The following is a 17,816-nucleotide window of genomic DNA, read 5'->3' as shown; positions in this document are numbered from 1 at the left end:
TTTCGCCCTGATATTCAAGGCTATCCAACTATTAAGGCCCCTTCAAGCACTTTTTTTAAAATGTTCAATAAAACACAAATATTCTCAATTTTGCGACGCGCCCTCGAATCAATGCCACTTCAACGACGCACCTGCCCTCAGCCACAGCGGCATGATTTGGCAATGCTGGCGACCAAAAAATCTCCGACTAATCCATTTCATTCACAAAATGACTGTCCGCTGTCAAAAAAGCATTGCGTTCCTTGGGCAGAATCGCCAAATCAAAGAGTGCCCTAGGTTCGCACCACATTATCGATCACTCCTTTCGCTGCCAACCTCGCCAGATGCCCTCCGCAACCGCTTCCCTCACCCCCAAAGCGCTTACCATCCCCAAGCACATCGCCATCATCATGGACGGCAACGGACGCTGGGCCAAGGAACGTGGACTCGCCCGCACCGAAGGTCACCGTCGCGGCGCGGAATCCGTTCGTGAAGCCGTCAAATGCTGCGGCGAACTCGGCGTTGAATACCTCACGCTCTACGCATTCTCCACCGAGAACTGGAAGCGCCCCAAAAGCGAAGTCGATTCGCTCATGAAGATGCTTGAACGTTTTCTGCGTGAAAAGACCAAAGAAATGCTGGAGAAAAATGTCCGCCTCCAGGCGATTGGTCGACTCCACGATCTGCCCGAAAGCTGCCAGAGACAGCTGCACAAATCCATCGAAGCCACCGCCAACAACACTGGACTCACCCTCATCTTCGCGCTCAGCTACGGCGCTCGCGAAGAGATTGTCGACGGCATCAAGAGTCTGCTCGACAGCATCGAAAAAGGCCATCTCGACAAGGGCATGATCGACACCGACATGTTCAGCAAGCATTTATACACCCGTTATTATCCCGATCCTGATCTCCTCATCCGCACCAGCGGAGAGATGCGCCTTTCCAATTTCCTCCTCTGGCAGCTCAGTTATACCGAGATCCACATCACCCCCGTTCTCTGGCCCGATTTCAGGGAATCGCAGTTCACCGCTGCCATCGAAGACTTCTCCCGGCGCCAACGCCGGTTTGGCGGCGTATGATCTAGAACCTCAACTCATAAACGACAATTCGTAGATTCCCAAGCCGCCTAGACCATTGCACCCCGCCAGTTTTGTGAGAAGATGATTGTTCCAATGCCCACCACCACCTCCCAACCCGCACCCACGAGATTGATCATCGTGGATTCGGACACCGACTTTCTCGTGTGGGCCGCCTCCCACCTCAAGGCGCAAGACGTTACCATTGAATGTTTCGAACGCGCCGAAGACGCGCTCGCCGCTTACAGCAAAAATCGCGCCGACCTCGTCCTCACTGAAGCCCGCCTCCCTGGCACCAACGGCATTGAACTCCTCAAACGTCTTCGCCAAAACGACCCTAACGCCATGGTGCTCCTGTTCAGCGGTGTCGCTGGCAACTCCGTGGTGATCGAATCCATGCGCCTTGGTGCCTACGACTTCCTGCGCAAGGAACAAATGCCCTACGACCTTCGCTCTGTCGTTGAAAGCGCCCTTAGCGCCATTGACGCCCGTCGAACCGCCCTCGCCACCACCAATCCCGTCACCAACGACAGCATCCAGGAAACCATCATCGGTCGCTCCCCGGCCATGCAGGACGTTTTCAAAATGATCGGTCGCGTGTCACGCTCCGACGCCGCCGTCATGATCACCGGCGAAAGCGGTTGCGGCAAAGAACTCGTCGCCAGTGCCATTCACAAATTCAGCCCTCGCACGCAGAAAGAATTTGTCGCCATCAACATTACCGCGATTCCCGACAACCTTCTGGAAAGCGAACTGTTCGGTCACGAAAAGGGCGCCTTCACCGGTGCAGCCGTGCAGCGTATGGGCCGCTTCGAACAATGCGACGGCGGCACCCTGTTCCTCGACGAAATCGGCGACATGCCCCTCACCGTCCAGAGCAAGCTCCTCCGCGTCCTTCAACAAGGCGACTTCTCCCGCGTGGGCGGCAACACCACCCTGCGCACCGACGTCCGCATTCTCGCCGCCACCAATAAAGACCTCGAAGCCGAAGTCAAAGCAGGCCGTTTCCGCGAAGATTTGTTCTACCGCCTGAACGTTGTCCGCATCCACCTCCCCCCTCTCCGCGAACGCCGCGAAGACACGCGCATCCTCGCCGAGTTCTTCCTGCAACGCATCGCCGCCCGCAAACGCACCCCGCAGATGCGCTTCAGCGAAGACGCCCTCTCCATGATGGAAGCCTACGACTGGCCCGGCAACGTTCGAGAACTCGAAAACACCATCCTTCGCGCCTGCGCCCTCTGCAATACCGACGTCCTTCTGCCCAGCGACGTTCCCCTCGGCAGCAGCACCCAGCGCACCACCACCCCCATCAACACCCTGGTTCGCATGCAGGATGCCCTGGAGACCCTTCTCCAATACGCTTCTTCCATTCCCGACTTCGAACTCAAGCCCTGGCTCGACCGCGAACTCAACCGCGCCGCCATGCGTCATTGCCATCAAGACCCTGAGAAAGCCGCCCGCCTGCTAGGCTCTGCGATCTCCAAAGTCGAAGAAAAAGCCGACCCTGCGCCCGCCGTCGGCGTCGCCTCCGCCAAAACCGCACGCCCCCGCAAAGCTTCGTGACACAGGCTTGCAGCCTGTGGGTGTGACAGGCATTTTGCCTGTCGACCGATGTCTGCACACCCCATTTCGCTCATGACCAAAACTCCATGATCGATCCCGTCCAGCAAGTCCTGCTCGCGAAACCCTTCGCCACCTGGGCAAAAAAAGCCGCCAAATCCGCGCACCCCTTCATCGCCCCCATCGCCCACGAAGGCTGGGCATTCGCCACCGCCCTCGCCCTCCGCGTTCGTCCCGGCCCCGGCACACGCACCTGGATCATCTGTCCGGACGCCCGCACTCAGGAACAAATCCATGCCGAACTCTCGATCTGGGGCATTCAGGCTCTGTTTCTTCCCCGACTTCCCCACGATCCTTCCGACAAAGAAACGCTCACCGATCCCGACCTAATCGCCGAGCGCCTCACGGTCTTCACCAAACTCAGCACCCCCGGCAATGACAGCAGCGCCCAGGTCATCGTGATCAGCGCCGACTCCCTCACCGAAAACGTCCCCACTCTCACCGACCTCAGCTCACACCAGACGCTCCTCACCACCGGCGAATCCCTCGACACGGAAGCGCTACTTACTCAGCTCAACTCCGCCGGTTACGAACGCGTCCCCGTCGTTGCCGAACGCGGCCAGTTCGCCCGTCGTGGCGACATCATCGACATCTTTCCCTGGCAGGCTGAAGAACCACTCCGACTCGAAATCTTCGGCGACGACATCGAATCCATCCGCACCTTCGACATCCACACGCAGACCTCCATCCGTCGGCATCAAAGCCACTCCCTCCTGCTCACCGTTCCCGAAACCACCACCGTTCCCCTTTCCGATCTCCTCCATTCCAACGATCACCAGATCCACCTCGAAGACCTCAGCCAATTCCCACTTCCGCATTCCGCATTCCGCATTTCCATCTCCAGCACGCCCCAAGGCACCTCCGCCAAGGAAGACCACACCCTCGCCATCTACGAAAGCCCCCTCGGCACCTTCAACGCCGGTGACTTCGTGCTTCAACAAAACCGCCGCGACAGCTTCATCCAACAAATCACCGACTGGCACCGCGACGGCTGGCAGATCTCCATCTACTTCCACAACGAAGCCGAACGCGAACGTTTCGAAGAACTCATCGGAACGCCCTGGCTCAACCAGCAAAACGTCCACCGTCCCCTCGCCCTCCTCCATCGCGGCTTCACCGTCCCCGGAGCCAAACTCGCCATTCTCGCCGGTGCCGAAATCTTCGGTCGCCACCAGCATCATCGCCGTCTCAAGGGTTCCAAACTCGACGAAGCTCTCGTCCTTCGCCAGGCCCGCGATCACCTGCGCGAACTCAAACCCGGCGACCTCGTCGTTCACACCGACTACGGCATCGGCAAATACGACGGCATCGAAATCCGCCCCGGCCCGCCTCCCGAAGAGGTCATCATCATTCGTTATGCCGACCAGGCCAAACTCTTCGTCCCGCCTACCCAGGCTCATCTCATCTCCCGCTACGTCGGCGTCGGCAGCCACGCCCCCAAACTCAACAAACTCGGCGACGCCCGCTGGAACAAAACCCGCGCCCAAGCCGAACGTTCCGTCGAGGAATTCGCCGCGCGAATGCTCTCCATCGCCGCCGAACGCCAAACCCTCAAAGGCTACGCCCACACTCCCGACACCAAGTGGCAGGTCGAGTTCGAGCAATCCTTCGTCTACCGCGAAACGCCCGACCAAATCCGCGCCGTCGAGGAAATCAAACGCGACATGGAACTCGAAAAGCCCATGGACCGACTCCTCTGCGGCGATGTCGGCTTTGGCAAAACCGAGGTCGCCATTCGCGCCGCCTTCAAAGCCGTCATGAGCGGCAAACAAGTCGCCGTCCTCGTCCCCACCACCGTCCTCGCCCAGCAACATTGGCAAACCTTCCGCGAGCGGATGTCCGACTACCCCGTGAGAGTCGAAATGCTCAGCCGTCTCACCCCGCCCAAAAAAGTCCGGGAAACCATCGCTGCCCTCAAAGCCGGGAACGTCGATATCGTCATCGGCACCCATCGGGTCATCTCCAAAGACGTCCAGTTCAAAAATCTCGGCCTCGCCATTGTCGACGAAGAACAGCGCTTCGGCGTCAAACATAAGGAAAAATTCAAGGAGTTGTTTCGCCTCATCGACGTTCTGACCCTCAGCGCCACCCCCATCCCCCGCACCCTCTATCTCGCCCTGCTCGGTGCCCGGGACATGTCCACCCTCGACACCCCACCGCCCAATCGCACTCCCGTCAACACCACCATCTGCGGTTACGACGAACGCATCATTCGCGAAGCCATCGATCACGAAATCGACCGCGGCGGGCAGGTCTTTTTCCTGCACAACCGCGTCGCCAGCATCGAGAACATGCAGTCCAAACTGCAAAAGCTCTGCCCCAAAGCACGCATCCTCCACGGTCACGGCCAGATGGAGGCCGAAGTCCTCGAAGGCGTCATGCAGAAATTCATCAACGCCGAAGCCGACGTCCTGGTCTGCACCACCATCATCGAATCCGGCGTCGACATCCCCAACGCCAACACCATTATCATCGACCGCGCCGACCGCTTCGGCCTCGCCGACCTCTACCAGTTGCGCGGTCGCGTTGGTCGCGGCGGCGAACGCGCCCACGCCTACCTCATGATCCCGCGCGACCTCATGACCGGCGGCGACGCCCGCAAACGCGTCAACGCCATCAAACAATACACGGCACTCGGCTCCGGCTTCAAAATCGCCATGCGCGACCTCGAAATCCGCGGCGCCGGCAACCTCCTCGGCACCGAGCAATCCGGTCACATCGCCGCCGTCGGCTTTGACCTGTATTGCCAGATGCTCAAGGCCACCACCGCCAAACTTCAGGGCCGCCGCGTTCCCCAGCCGATGGAAGTCAGCCTTCACATCGACTTCCTCTGTCTCAGCGAAGCCCAATGGCTCCAGGACAATCATGCCGCCCCTACCAAACGCGCCACCGCCGCGACCGCCCACCGTCCGCCCGACCGCCAAAAACTCGTGAAAAACACGGACCACCGCATTCCCGCCTTCCTTCCCGCCAGCTACATTGAGGACACCCGCCAGCGCATCATCGCGTATCGCATGCTCGGCGAAACCATGACCCGCAAGGAGCTCGACACCCTTGAGCGCGACTGGCGCGACCAGTTCGGCCCCCCGCCTCCCGCCGTGGAACACCTTCTCCTCTGCGCCGCCCTGCGCCTCGCCGCCGCCAGCGCCAATCTCAGCGCCGTCGAAATCCAGGAAACCAAGCTCATGCTCACCCGCAACGGCCGCTACGTCTTGCTCAATGGCAAGTTTCCTCGATTGACAGCGCATTCCCCCCCCCTACTATTGCGCGAGGCCTTGCAACTGCTTCGAACCATCTAATCCATGAATCTCCTGTCCCGCCATTCCCTGGCTCCTGTATTGCTTCTCGCGCTGTATTTTTCCATCAGCAGCGCCTTCGGTCAGAACAGTTACAAAGTCGAAGTAGTCATCAACGGCAAACCCATCGTCAGTTCCGAAGTTCGCGACGCCGTCAACTCGCAGGAACAACTGCTGCGCATGACCATTCGTGATCCTCGCGAACTCGATCAAAAACTCGGGGAACTGCGCCAAAGTGCTCTCTACACCCTCATCGAACGCCAGCTCGTCCTCTCCGAATTCGAAAAACTCGGCGGCACCATCAAGGCCCAATACATTGATGACGACGTCAATTCCGTCATTCGCGAAAACTTCGAAGGCGACCGCCAAAAGTTTCTCCAGGAACTCGCCAAAAACGGCATGACCCTGCGCAAATTTCGCCAGCAACGTCAGGACATGATGATCATCTCCGTCCTTCGTTCCCGACAAATCCGCAGCCTTCCGCCCCCAACCCCGGCCCAGGTCGAAAAATTCTACCGCGAAAACGACTCCCAGTTCCGCGAGAAAGACTTCATCAAGTTCAGCACCATCACCATCCCCAAATACCCGATCGGCAACAGCACCGCCACCCCTGAGGCCCAGCTCAAGCTTGCTGAAGAGATTCGCGAAAAAGCCGTCAGCGGCTCCGACTTCGGAACCCTCGCCCGCACCTACTCCCAGGACAGCCGCGCCAGCGACGGCGGCGACTGGGGCCTGCAAGAGCGCGCCTCCCTTAACAAGGAGCTCGCCGAAGTCGCCTTCACCCTCAAAGCTGGCAGCGTCAGCAAAGTGGTCGAGATCAGCGCCAACTACATGATCATCTACTGCGAAGCCAAACAGCCCGGCAATCTTGAGCCACTTGAGAAAGTCCGTCCGCAGATTGAGCGCGTGGTCAGATCCGAAATGGGTCGCGAGGCCCTCAACCGCTGGCTTTCCTCCCTCGCCCAACGCGCCAGCATCCAGCCCGAAAGCGTCCGCAAAGGCTTTCTCGAGTGGATCATCAAGGAAAAGCCTTGATCAACTGGTAACTGGTGGCTGAACCAACCTTCTCTGCACTGAGCTGCACGAGAGGTTTTCGGTCCCCGGGCACGCGATGTCGAATGCTGGGAGACGAAGATCCTCCCGATATTTAACATCCATCACTTGACATCCCATTCCCACCGGGTATTCTCCACGCCCCATTTCCATTTAGAACGCAATCATATGGCCACCGTAGACATCATTCTGAAAGAGAAAATCGCCACCCTCGGCGCCGAAGGCGACGTCGTGAAAGTCAGAGGCGGTTACGCTCACAATTTCCTCGTCCCCCAGGGCAAAGCCTTCTTGGCCAACAAGCGCAACCTCAAGCAGCTTGACGAATTGCAAAAAGTCCGCGCCGAACGTGAAGCACAGGAACTCGCCGAAGCCGAAAAATTCGCCACCAAACTCAAGCGCCTCAAACTCAAGCTCACCCTCGCCACCGGCCAGGGCGGCAAGGCATTCGGTTCCATCACCACCAGCGACATTGCCAAGGCTGTTGCCGACAGCACCGCAGGCATCCAGCTCGACCGTCACCAGATCGAACTCGAAAAACCCATCAAAACCACCGGCGTTTTCGAAGTCCCCGTCAAACTCCACGGCGACATCAACTGCTTCCTCAAAATCACCGTCACCGCTGGTGATGGTGCTGAAGGCGACTCCGAAGACGACAGCTAGGTTTTCCATTTTCGAAGACCTCGGAAGTCTCCTTCCGAGGTTTTTTTGTGCTCACCAATCTAAAAAATCCCCTATGTCATCCTACTATCGCACCAAAGTCTCCGACATCGCCGATCCCGAAATCAAACAGTTATGCGAAGACCTGCTGTTCGCGGCAAACTACCGGTCTTCAGAGTGCTTCGAACTGGCTTTCTGGAAATGGCTCGGCTGGTATTTCCATGAGATTCAATCCAAGAAGATCAACATGAGCCACTTCCCGCCACAAAGTCAGGCAACCCACCGCATCCACAAACTTACTGGCACGCCGGTCTACTTTCTCTGCGAAGAAATTGCCTCAGAACTTCATCAAGGCAGTCTCGAGTTTCATGAAACCACCACCGTGCTGACATTTCTAAAGAGAATGTCCAAAAAATTGTTATAGTCCCGAATCATCATGGTCGCCGAAACTAGGACACCAGCTGCCAATGCACCCAAAACAGCGTGGACCAATCCAGGTGAAGTCAAGCTTCATGGCCCTGCGCAGCACCAGGCAAATGCCAACGATTCCGCACGCTCGATGCCCCGCAGCGACGACGCCGAAAAAGGCGTTCTCTCCTGCTTTCTGCAAAACCCCGTCGACCTCCTCAACGACGCCCAGGTCAACATCCCCCTCGAAGCCTTCTACCACCCCGCCAACCGCCTCGTCTACGAAGTCCTCCTCGAATTCAACAATGGCAACCGCCCCATCGACCTCGTCTCCCTGTCGACCTACTTCATTGACAAAGGGTTGATGGACAAAATCGGCGGCCCTGCCACCCTCGCCGAACTCTATTCCTTCGTCCCCACTTCAGCCCACTACTCCTACTACAAGAGTATCCTGCATGACAAGCACCTGCTGCGCCGCATCATCACGGCCTGCACCGACAGCATCCAGGCCGCCTACGAATACCAAGAAGACGTTCCCAATCTCCTCGACCAAGTAGAGTCTCGCGTCCTCGCCGTCCGCGAAGACACCCAGTCTCGCGACGCCATCAAAACCCTCGACGTGCATGTCGACGAAGCCATGCATGCCATTGAGGAGCTGCTGCGCAACCCCGGAATGCTGCGCGGACTCTCTACCGGCTACCCCAAACTCGACAACCTCAGCGCCGGCCTGCAAGGCGGGGAGATGTTCATCATCGCCGCCCGTCCGTCCATGGGGAAAACCTCGTTCGCGATGAACATCGTCGAACACGCCTCCGTCAACGAAGACCGCCCCGTTGCCTTCTTCAGCCTGGAGATGAGCGCCTCCGTCCTCGTGCAACGACTCATCGCCGCCCGTGCCGGCGTCAACATGAGCAAACTCAAAAGCGGCATGCTCAACCGCGAACAGATGCGCGCCGTGACCACCGCCTGCGGCCAACTCCAAAAGGCCAAACTCTACATCGATGAAACCCCCGGCCTCGACATCATGGAGTTCCGCGCCAAGGCCCGCCGACTCAAAAAGCAGTTCAACATCCAGCTCATCGCCATCGATTATCTCCAGCTGATGACCTCCGGCTCCAAGCGCGCCAAGGAAAACCGCCAGATCGAGATCGCCGAAATCTCCGCCGGTCTCAAAGGCGTCGCCAAGGAACTCAACATCCCCATCATCGTTCTCGCCCAGCTCAACCGAGCCGTCGAACAACGCAAGGGCCAGCGCCCCATGCTTTCCGACCTGCGTGAATCCGGCTCCATCGAGCAGGACGCCGACATGGTCGGACTCCTCACCCGCGCCGACTACGCCGGGTCCAAACAGGAAGACGACAAAAAGGACAAGGACGAAGACGAAGACGAATCCCGTAAGGGCGAAGCGCTCCTCATTCTCGCCAAGAACCGAAACGGCCCCACCGACGACGTCCCCCTCAAGTTCATCGCAGAAATCATGCGTTTCGTTCCCCGGGAAGGCGACTCCGATTCCGGCAGCGACCATTGAAGCAGTCAATGTTGGCGATCGAAGACATCGATTTCAGGCATTGCCTGCGCTCATCGCCCACTCTCTGCTGGACTCGAGTCAGCGATGCAACGCATTCCCCCTAATTTGCGTTCAGAATTACCTTCCCGTGCCGTGAATCTGAAAAACATACTGAAGATTTTAGTGTGGTCAGGAAATTCCTTATTCATTGACGTTAAGGCCACTGCGGAGTTTTTAACCCCTTGTTCACAACTTATTCACATCCGAGGAAGGTGGATATTTGGGCGTGCAGGTGCCAAGGCCCAATTAAAAAATCATTCGACATTCGGAAAACTGTTTCTGACTGTGGAACCCGCCTGAGCAGGCTGTGGAACGAAAACGACACTCATTGGCGCCAATTATTTTCAGGAAAATTGAATCGCAAAAAATGCGGGAACTAAAAGCAATGGTAAATTGCTTTTCGCCCTAAATTTCCTCTCAACTCGTTCATTACAAGCTGTTTATGCTTCACTTAGCATTTCTTTACTATTTGGATAATGCTATTAATTGTCAGCGGATCTTCTGGTCTTTCATCATCGCAAATAGGATTGTTCGATTCATTAGCCCGATTTTCCAAGTTACGCGCTTGTCACCTCCTTTCCACTAAAATCGGTGTTCATGCGTTCACCCTCTAACATGTCTTAGATTTCCACTGCCAGCATCCACACCGGGTTAATTTGCTAAGGCACTAAATCTTTTCCACAAAAAGCTGGAAGTTATCCACAAATGAGGAAACCCGGGTTTCATTGGTTTTTGTAGCTCATCGTTGGGAGTCAACGAGTTCGACGTCCCTACCTCGGGCCTCCACCAATCGGGTTTTTCCTTGCCGCATATCTTGTGCAACAGGCTGCCAAACTTCCCCACCTCACGCTTTTTTCACTTCTCCTTCCGCACTTTCCCCTTTCCTCACACGCATCTTGATGCGAGATGGAACCCCCATTTTGCCCGCGCCACGCTGACCATGCCCAAAGACCCATCCCTCCACAAGATCCTTCTCATCGGTTCCGGTCCCATCATCATCGGACAAGGCTGTGAATTCGACTACTCCGGCGTCCAGGCCTGCAAAGCCCTCCGCGAAGAAGGATACGAAGTCGTCCTGGTCAACTCCAACCCGGCCACCATCATGACCGACCCGGAGTTCGCCGCCCGCACCTACATCGAACCCATCACCCCCGAGATCGTCGAGAAGATCATCGAACGCGAAAAGCCCGACGCCCTCCTCCCCACCCTCGGCGGCCAGACCGCCCTCAACACCGCCATGTCCCTGTTTAAGAGCGGTGTCCTCGAAAAACACAACGTCCGCATGATCGGTGCCAACGCCGAAGCCATCGACAAAGGCGAAGACCGCCTCCTTTTCAAAAACGCCATGCTCAAAATCGGGCTCGACATGCCCAAATCCGGCGTCGCGCACAAAATGGACGACGCCATCGCCATCGCTGAAGAAATCGGCACCTTCCCCCTCATCATCCGCCCCGCCTTCACCCTCGGCGGCACCGGCGGCGGCATCGCCTACAACCGCGAAGAATTCGAAACCATCGTCGCCCGCGGCATCGACCTCTCGCCCGTCAGCGAAGTTCAAATTGACGAATCCCTCCTCGGCTGGAAAGAATTCGAAATGGAAGTCATGCGTGACCGCGCCGACAACTGCGTCGTCATCTGCTCCATCGAGAACCTCGACCCCATGGGCGTCCACACCGGCGACTCCATCACCGTCGCCCCCATCCAGACCCTCACCGATCGCGAATATCAAATCATGCGCGACGCCAGCTTCGCCTGCATCCGCGAGATCGGCGTCGAAACCGGCGGTTCCAACATCCAGTTCGCCGTCCATCCCGACACCGGTCGCATGATCGTCATCGAGATGAACCCGCGCGTCAGCCGCAGTTCCGCCCTCGCTTCCAAAGCCACCGGCTTCCCCATCGCCAAGATCGCCGCCAAACTCGCCGTCGGTTACACCCTCGACGAACTCAAAAACGACATCACCCGCGAAACCCCGGCTTCGTTCGAGCCCACCATCGACTACGTCGTCACCAAAGTCCCCCGTTTCACGTTTGAAAAATTCCCTGGAGCCGACCAGACCCTCACCACCCAGATGAAGTCCGTCGGCGAAGCCATGGCCATCGGCCGCACCTTCAAAGAGAGCCTCCAAAAAGCCCTGCGCAGTCTCGAGATCAAACGTTTCGGCCTCCTCGGCGACGGAGCCGACGTCGTTGTCGATGACATCACCCTCACCAACAAACTCAGCGTCCCCAACGCCGAGCGCATTTTCCATCTCGCCCAAGCCTTCGTCAAAGGCTGGACCGTCGACCAAGTCTTCGACATCACCAAAATCGACCGCTGGTTTCTGCGGCAGATTGAGGAATTGGTGGCTGAATCACGGCACTGGAACGCCCTTTCAGAAGTGCGAGACAGTCGCGTGGATTTAGACCCATTTGCCAAATGGTGGGAAGCTGGACAAGTCTTGACCGATGTTGAAGAAAGCCGACTCAACAGTTTGCGGCGCGCTTGGCGAACCAGGAAAAAATTAGGATTCTCTGACAAACAGCTTTCGCTCCAACTTGAAGCCAACGAAAACGAAGTTCGTGCAGCTCGCAAGAAGCTCGGCATCATCCCCACCTACCGCCTCGTCGACACCTGCGCCGCCGAGTTCGAAGCCTTCACCCCCTACTACTACTCCACCTACGGCGTCGAAGACGAAGTCCGCGACAACGAACGTAAAAAAGTCATGATCCTCGGCGGCGGCCCCAACCGCATCGGCCAGGGCATCGAGTTCGACTACTGCTGCGTCCACGCCTCCTTCGCCCTGCGCGAACTCGGCTTCGAGACCATCATGGTCAACTCCAACCCGGAAACCGTCTCGACCGACTACGACACCTCCGACAAACTCTACTTCGAGCCCCTCACCCTCGAAGACGTGCTCAACATCTACGAACGCGAAAACGTCAACGATCAGGTCCTCGGCGTCATCGTCCAGTTCGGCGGCCAAACCCCGCTCAATCTCGCCAAAGGCCTCGAAGAAAACGGCGTTCGCATCATCGGCACCTCTCCAAAAAGCATCGAACTCGCCGAAGACCGTAAACTCTTCGCCAAACTCCTCGACGACCTCGAACTCCTCCAGGCCCCCAGCGGCACCGCCACTTCCCTCGAAGAAGCCCTCGCCGTCACCGCCCGCATCGGCTACCCCAGCCTCGTTCGCCCCAGCTTCGTGCTCGGCGGCCGCGCCATGCAGATCGTCTACAGCGACGCCGAACTCACGCACTACATGCAAAACGCCGTCGACGCCACGCCCGACCGCCCCGTGCTCGTCGACCGTTTCCTCGAAGACGCCACCGAAGTCGATGTCGACTGCATCAGCGACGGCGAAACCACCGTCATCGGAGCCATCATGGAGCACATCGAAGAAGCCGGCATCCACTCCGGCGACTCCGCCTGCGTCATCCCCCCCTTCAGCCTCACCCAGGCCATGCAGGATCGCATCCGCGAAGCCGCCAAGAAACTCGCCAAAGCCCTCAACGTGCGCGGCCTCATGAACATGCAGCTCGCCGTCAAAGGCGACGACCTCTACGTCATCGAAGTCAACCCCCGCGCCAGCCGCACCGCCCCCTTCGTCAGCAAAGCCATCGGCATTCCCCTCCCCAAACTCGCCGCCAAAATCATGGCCGGCAAAACCTTGAAGGAACTTGGCTACACCGAAGAAATCATCCCAAAACATTTCAGCGTCAAAGAAGCCGTTTTCCCTTTTAGTAAATTTCCCGGCGTCGACATCACCCTCGGCCCCGAGATGAAATCCACCGGCGAAGTCATGGGCATCGACTCCGACCTCGGCCTCGCCTTCGCCAAGAGCCAAATGGCCGCCGGCGGCACCCTGCCCGTCAAAGGCAACATCTTCATCAGCGTCAAGGAAACCGACAAACCCGCCGTTGCCAAACTCGCCAAAGGTTACGCCGATCTCGGCTTCAACATCTACGCCACCTCCGGCACCGCCAGCCTCCTGAAAGCCGAAGGTATTGAAGTCAACGAGCTCCCAAAACTTGCCAGCGGCCAACGTCCCAACGTCCTTGATCACATCAAGAACAAGGACATGCATTTCATCATTAACACCCCCAGCGGCAAAACCCCGCGTGAAGATGAAATCAAAATCCGCACCGCCGCCGTCGCCAACCGCATCCCCATCATGACCACCATGCGCGCCGCCGACTCCGCCTTGAAAGCCATTCGCTCCCTAAACGAGCGCGACATCAGCGTCAAAACTATTCAGGAGTATCACGCTCACGCATAACCCAATCCGTTGGAACCATAGGGATCGCACCCAACGGACCATCCCTCCCGCCACCGAACGCGGAAATTGACACTTTTCGCTTCGGTTCGACCTGCCGCGATTCCGCAGCCAATAGTGACCCAAAAAACTCCGGCAAGATCAGATCGCAGCCAGTTCCCGACGGTGACCTTGCTGTTTGCCACGATCACACCTGGACAACGCCTTCCTTCCCTCGCCTCTCCAGGTCAACCCTCGTCCACGCTATCACTTTTGGGATAACCCCATGAACCCAAGTAGAGTCGCCCGGCGTTCGCGCCTCTACTTTTGTCACTCTTCAAGCCTCCTCAACCACTCACCGTGGCTGCGGCTCATACTCCTTCTGTTGTTTGCCGATCCCCACCATCTCATAAACCTCCTCCTCTTCCTCGATCTCCTCCAGCGGCGCAAACCGGTCCGAACGAAACCCCAGCTCCTGCTTCACGCTTGAATGCGGATCGTCCGGATTCAGCAACTCCTCCAGCAGAATCATGATGTCAAACTCCGCGCCCTTGATCTTGATCTCCGCATCATCATTCACCGTAAACTGCGGCTTTGACCGACCCACCCCCAGCGAGCGCACCGTATAAATCTTCCCCTTCTTCGGCAACGACCGGTAAAGGTCAAAAACCCAAGGTTCAAACTCATCATTGATGCACACAACGGCCTGGCCAGTCTTAAACATAAGCCACCCAATGTCCATCCCCCGACCATCAATTCAAGCCCAGAGTTCTAAACTTCCCGACCAACCAAACCTCATCGCAAAATCTCCATCACCAATACCCTCAACCCATACACCCCGCCACCGGTGTCAACACTTTTGAGGCAACAGGACCACCCAATCGCAGATTAATCCGCACTCGACGAATCCACATCGCGAGCGTAACATTCTGTTCATGACCGCACTCGTGGACATCATCGACGATCTCAAACATCTGCCGAGTCAAGACTTGGAGGATGCGGCGCGCTACATCCATCAGTTGCGCGAAACACGTCGCCAGCGCCGAAGTCAGAGCATCGCCGAAACCGCCGGTGCAATCAGCGGCCCAGTGGGAGATGCCTTTGCTGCTGCGGTCGAAGAATGCGAACGCATTGACGAAAATGGCTGGTGAATCCCTTGCACTCGACACCAGTGTCGTGGTGAAACATCTGCGCGGCCTCTCGCCCCAGATCAGCCAGAGACTCGCCGAAGCGGAGGAACTTTACCTGCCAACCGTCGCACTGGGAGAGTTGCTCTTCGGGGTGGAGCGGTCTGGCGATGATCCACGTGCCAGGGTGCCACTGGAGAAGTTTTTGAGAGACGTGGTGATCATTGCGACCGACGATCAGACGGCGGCTCACTATGCCAAACTGCGGGCGCATCTGGCCGGCCAAGGCACGCCGATTCCTGACAACGACATCTGGATCGCAGCCACCGCCCAGCGTCATCAGCTGCCGCTCTATCACGACGACGGTCATTTTGCATTGTTGTCCGGCCTTGTCGAAGAACGATGCTCCTAAAAATTAAGTCTCGTGATTCGCCGGTCGCTGCGGAAGGAAAACTCTCACCACGGGAAATGGGGCGGCTTTGAAACTACGATCACCGTTCGACAATCGACTCCTTTCGGGAATCGAGCGTTTGGCGAGCCTCACAGCTCCGCGCCGACTTACTGCTGAAACACCTTCACCAGTCTCGGATCATTCAAATCCAACCGATACATGATCTGGTTGTAATCATACCCAGGCGTCGGCTCGCTCTCCACAAACTGGTTGGTGTAAGTCCCTTCAAAATAGATCACCCGACCGCCTTCTTCATCGAAGAAATCGTGGTGCACCGGATTGTAAAACGTCATCCGTTGATGCGTTAAAATCTTCACCGCTTTTTCAAACGGCCCCTCTGGTGCATCGGCTTCCGAATACCAGACCTCTCCCAGCGGCGACGCATACTCTTTGCCTTCGTGATAGGCATGCTCCACCGCAATCATCACCCACTTTTTCCGAAACGGATTCCATCGCACCGACCCCGTATGCGGCCTCACCCGCCGCTTCGACTCAGGATCACCGCCATCCAGCGGCAAGAACCTCGCCTGCTCCCCCTTCATCAAACCCGCCTTCCACCAATCCCACACTTCATTCACGGAACTCGGCCCCGCGTCTTTCGTCCACTGCCAGCGCGTCTCGCCGCCCTTCACCTCGGCACGAAAAGCCTCGTATTTGGTCGAATCCAACACCGCCTCCAGCGTCGCCGGCACCCGCACCGTCGGAAAAGGCACTCCACTATACAAATAGTCCACGCCATCCACACTCACCTTCACCGGTTGACCATCCAGAAACCGCCACTTCTCCACAAGATCCAACACCGTCGCCACTTCAAAAATCTCCCGCTCATCGTTGTAAACCATCATCCCATGTTCCATCTCGCCCGTCAGCCCTTTGCGACGCGAATAGTGACAGACCAATCGCTCGTTCCCCGCCTTGTCCGGCACTGTTGCAAAACCAAAAGCCCACACAACACCCTCTGGATTTGCCACCTCCACCATCGCCCGGCAAAATCCGTCCTTGCCCGTGAAATACTGGTAATCAATCCCCTCTGAAAACGGCAACCCCGCCCCGCCAGGTAGTTCGCTCGTCGCCCCCGCCATTCGAAACAAACCCAATGGATACGAGATTCTCGAAGTATCCCCCCAGAACCAGTAGATCTTCCCTCGATAAGGAACCCCCGACACTGAATCCTGTCCCACCACCCCGCCCATGCCCAAGGGCTCCTTCAACGGAACCTCCTTCTTCAACATCACGCTGTCCCGGTAGAGACCCTGCCCCGTCGACCGATACAAACGCTCCGCGATGTTGAGCCGCTTCACCTTGATCTCCGCCCGGCCCCCTTCCTTCACCTCCAACCGAATTCCCGCGATTCCAAATCCGTCCTTCTTCATTTCATACCCATGTGATGAAACGGAAAAGAACACCGTCTCATTCATCAGACCCGGCTCATAGAACGCCACCCTGCCCGCATTGTCCGTCACATAACGAAGATGATTCACCGTCTTCAACTCCACCAACGGCACCCCTTTCCCCGTTTGCTCATCGACCACCTGAATCTCAAAATAACCATCCGCAGCCACTATGGCTGCGTTGCTGCAAAGAATCCCCCCAATCACCATCCACAGTGCCACTGCTCGATAATTCATAAAATTACGCCCTCAACGACCAAAGACAAAACGAGTCTTCCATCCCGACCTTGTCATGAAATCTTCATCACAACATCGCCATTGCGACATCATTCGCGGGTTGGATTCAGCATCCCGCTTACTGCTTTATCGAACCAAAAAAACCAATTTTATATCCCTCTTTGCGGAGAATTTTGTGGGCGCTGTTACTGGTGAGAAGCAAAATCAAACCGCCAACAACAGGGATGAGGACCAACAATGCATAAATCACGGTCACGGCAGGATGGTTGATCTTCGATGACAATCTTACGGTGGCTACTGCGGACAACAAAATGACCGCCACCAAAGTTATCAGCAAAACAAGAGAAAGTATCGACTCGCTGTCTTTAAATCCAAGACATAGGATGTAGATGATGATGTAGGCGAGGATGCATTTGTTCAAGAACCCATGGGCTTTTGATATCTGCAAAATTTTTTCTGGTGGCATAATAAGTGAAATCGCTTGTTGAAAGAAAGGCAAATGGCCGCTTAAACCGGTCGTCCAATCACACCAACTCCTCGGGTGCGGGGTGGGCTGACGCGTCGAACATAAAAAGTCAGAATAATTGGTTCGGCGATATGAAGTCAAGCCCGCCGGTGCAAACCAGAGTCAGGGCACAAAATCACCAAACCCGATGCCACGCCGTATCATGCGCCGGATCAACTAACCAAATCCATCTGCGAACTTTTTCCATCACCACG

The 17,816-nt window shown here is 57.0% G+C and carries 13 protein-coding genes; 10 read left to right on the top strand and 3 right to left on the bottom strand.

Translation table 11 applies throughout. The features are described 5' to 3' along the window. Positions 1–323: 323 nt before the first annotated feature. The 8 genes from uppS (at position 324) to carB (ending at position 13,914) form a co-directional block, all read left to right on the top strand. Positions 324–1,058 (top strand): undecaprenyl pyrophosphate synthase, encoded by a 735-nt coding sequence (uppS, locus tag FEM03_RS20945; RefSeq protein ID WP_138088265.1) that lies wholly within the window; start codon positions 324–326, stop codon positions 1,056–1,058. Between the two features lie 93 nt (positions 1,059–1,151). Further along, positions 1,152–2,618 carry a sigma 54-interacting transcriptional regulator gene (locus FEM03_RS25710; RefSeq protein WP_166443043.1) on the top strand — a complete coding sequence of 489 codons (1,467 nt, stop codon included), beginning with the start codon at positions 1,152–1,154 and terminating at the stop codon, positions 2,616–2,618. Positions 2,619–2,704: 86 nt separating this feature from the next. After that, entirely contained in the window at positions 2,705–5,974 is a 3,270-nt protein-coding gene (mfd, locus tag FEM03_RS20935) for a transcription-repair coupling factor (RefSeq protein WP_138088263.1), read from the top strand. Between the two features lie 3 nt (positions 5,975–5,977). Further along, positions 5,978–7,006, top strand: a complete 1,029-nt coding sequence (locus tag FEM03_RS20930; RefSeq protein ID WP_138088262.1) for a peptidylprolyl isomerase — start codon at positions 5,978–5,980, stop codon at positions 7,004–7,006. A gap of 186 nt (positions 7,007–7,192) precedes the next feature. Further along, positions 7,193–7,684 carry a 50S ribosomal protein L9 gene (gene rplI, locus FEM03_RS20925; protein WP_138088261.1) on the top strand — a complete coding sequence of 164 codons (492 nt, stop codon included), beginning with the start codon at positions 7,193–7,195 and terminating at the stop codon, positions 7,682–7,684. Between the two features lie 73 nt (positions 7,685–7,757). Continuing rightward, the gene (locus FEM03_RS20920; RefSeq protein ID WP_138088260.1) at positions 7,758–8,105 is read left to right on the top strand and encodes a hypothetical protein; all 348 of its coding nucleotides are present in this window, start codon (positions 7,758–7,760) and stop codon (positions 8,103–8,105) included. A gap of 135 nt (positions 8,106–8,240) precedes the next feature. Next, positions 8,241–9,617, top strand: a complete 1,377-nt coding sequence (dnaB, locus tag FEM03_RS20915; RefSeq protein ID WP_206171098.1) for a replicative DNA helicase — start codon at positions 8,241–8,243, stop codon at positions 9,615–9,617. 979 nt (positions 9,618–10,596) lie between these two features. Then, positions 10,597–13,914 carry a carbamoyl-phosphate synthase large subunit gene (gene carB, locus FEM03_RS20910; protein WP_138088258.1) on the top strand — a complete coding sequence of 1,106 codons (3,318 nt, stop codon included), beginning with the start codon at positions 10,597–10,599 and terminating at the stop codon, positions 13,912–13,914. Between the two features lie 331 nt (positions 13,915–14,245). Here carB and FEM03_RS20905 read toward each other — a convergent pair whose 3' ends face one another. Further along, entirely contained in the window at positions 14,246–14,614 is a 369-nt protein-coding gene (locus tag FEM03_RS20905) for a hypothetical protein (RefSeq protein ID WP_138088257.1), read from the bottom strand. A gap of 211 nt (positions 14,615–14,825) precedes the next feature. On the opposite strand from FEM03_RS20905, the gene FEM03_RS24560 reads away from it, so the two are divergent. Further along, positions 14,826–15,041 (top strand): hypothetical protein, encoded by a 216-nt coding sequence (locus FEM03_RS24560; protein ID WP_166443042.1) that lies wholly within the window; start codon positions 14,826–14,828, stop codon positions 15,039–15,041. Then, complete coding sequence (locus FEM03_RS20900) at positions 15,031–15,429, top strand: PIN domain-containing protein (protein WP_166443041.1); 399 nt, start codon at positions 15,031–15,033, stop codon at positions 15,427–15,429. The genes FEM03_RS24560 and FEM03_RS20900 overlap by 11 nt, the downstream gene beginning before the upstream one ends. 146 nt (positions 15,430–15,575) lie before the next feature. Here FEM03_RS20900 and FEM03_RS20895 read toward each other — a convergent pair whose 3' ends face one another. Both FEM03_RS20895 and FEM03_RS20890 read right to left on the bottom strand, forming a co-directional pair. Continuing rightward, a complete protein-coding gene (locus FEM03_RS20895) occupies positions 15,576–17,096 on the bottom strand; it encodes a hypothetical protein (protein ID WP_138088255.1) in 1,521 nt (506 codons plus the stop codon). Positions 17,097–17,214: 118 nt separating this feature from the next. Then, on the bottom strand, positions 17,215–17,562 hold the full coding sequence (locus FEM03_RS20890; RefSeq protein ID WP_138088254.1) for a hypothetical protein: 348 nt from the start codon (positions 17,560–17,562) through the stop codon (positions 17,215–17,217). Between the last annotated feature and the right edge of the window lie 254 nt (positions 17,563–17,816).

This window comes from Phragmitibacter flavus, assembly GCF_005780165.1.
Lineage (GTDB): Bacteria > Verrucomicrobiota > Verrucomicrobiia > Verrucomicrobiales > Verrucomicrobiaceae > Phragmitibacter > Phragmitibacter flavus.
This window is presented reverse-complemented; position numbering and strand designations above follow the sequence as displayed.

What these genes read in the sequence shown, in the direction of transcription:
- FEM03_RS20900 (WP_166443041.1), top strand. Translation starts at nt 15,031, where the DNA reads ATGGCTGGTGAATCCCTTGCACTCGACACCAGTGTCGTGGTGAAACAT.
- FEM03_RS20905 (WP_138088257.1), bottom strand. Translation starts at nt 14,614, where the DNA reads ATGTTTAAGACTGGCCAGGCCGTTGTGTGCATCAATGATGAGTTTGAA.
- FEM03_RS20930 (WP_138088262.1), top strand. Translation starts at nt 5,978, where the DNA reads ATGAATCTCCTGTCCCGCCATTCCCTGGCTCCTGTATTGCTTCTCGCG.
- FEM03_RS24560 (WP_166443042.1), top strand. Translation starts at nt 14,826, where the DNA reads ATGACCGCACTCGTGGACATCATCGACGATCTCAAACATCTGCCGAGT.
- dnaB (WP_206171098.1), top strand. Translation starts at nt 8,241, where the DNA reads ATGCCCCGCAGCGACGACGCCGAAAAAGGCGTTCTCTCCTGCTTTCTG.
- carB (WP_138088258.1), top strand. Translation starts at nt 10,597, where the DNA reads ATGCCCAAAGACCCATCCCTCCACAAGATCCTTCTCATCGGTTCCGGT.
- FEM03_RS20895 (WP_138088255.1), bottom strand. Translation starts at nt 17,096, where the DNA reads ATGAATTATCGAGCAGTGGCACTGTGGATGGTGATTGGGGGGATTCTT.
- FEM03_RS20890 (WP_138088254.1), bottom strand. Translation starts at nt 17,562, where the DNA reads ATGCCACCAGAAAAAATTTTGCAGATATCAAAAGCCCATGGGTTCTTG.
- rplI (WP_138088261.1), top strand. Translation starts at nt 7,193, where the DNA reads ATGGCCACCGTAGACATCATTCTGAAAGAGAAAATCGCCACCCTCGGC.
- mfd (WP_138088263.1), top strand. Translation starts at nt 2,705, where the DNA reads ATGATCGATCCCGTCCAGCAAGTCCTGCTCGCGAAACCCTTCGCCACC.
- uppS (WP_138088265.1), top strand. Translation starts at nt 324, where the DNA reads ATGCCCTCCGCAACCGCTTCCCTCACCCCCAAAGCGCTTACCATCCCC.
- FEM03_RS25710 (WP_166443043.1), top strand. Translation starts at nt 1,152, where the DNA reads ATGCCCACCACCACCTCCCAACCCGCACCCACGAGATTGATCATCGTG.
- FEM03_RS20920 (WP_138088260.1), top strand. Translation starts at nt 7,758, where the DNA reads ATGTCATCCTACTATCGCACCAAAGTCTCCGACATCGCCGATCCCGAA.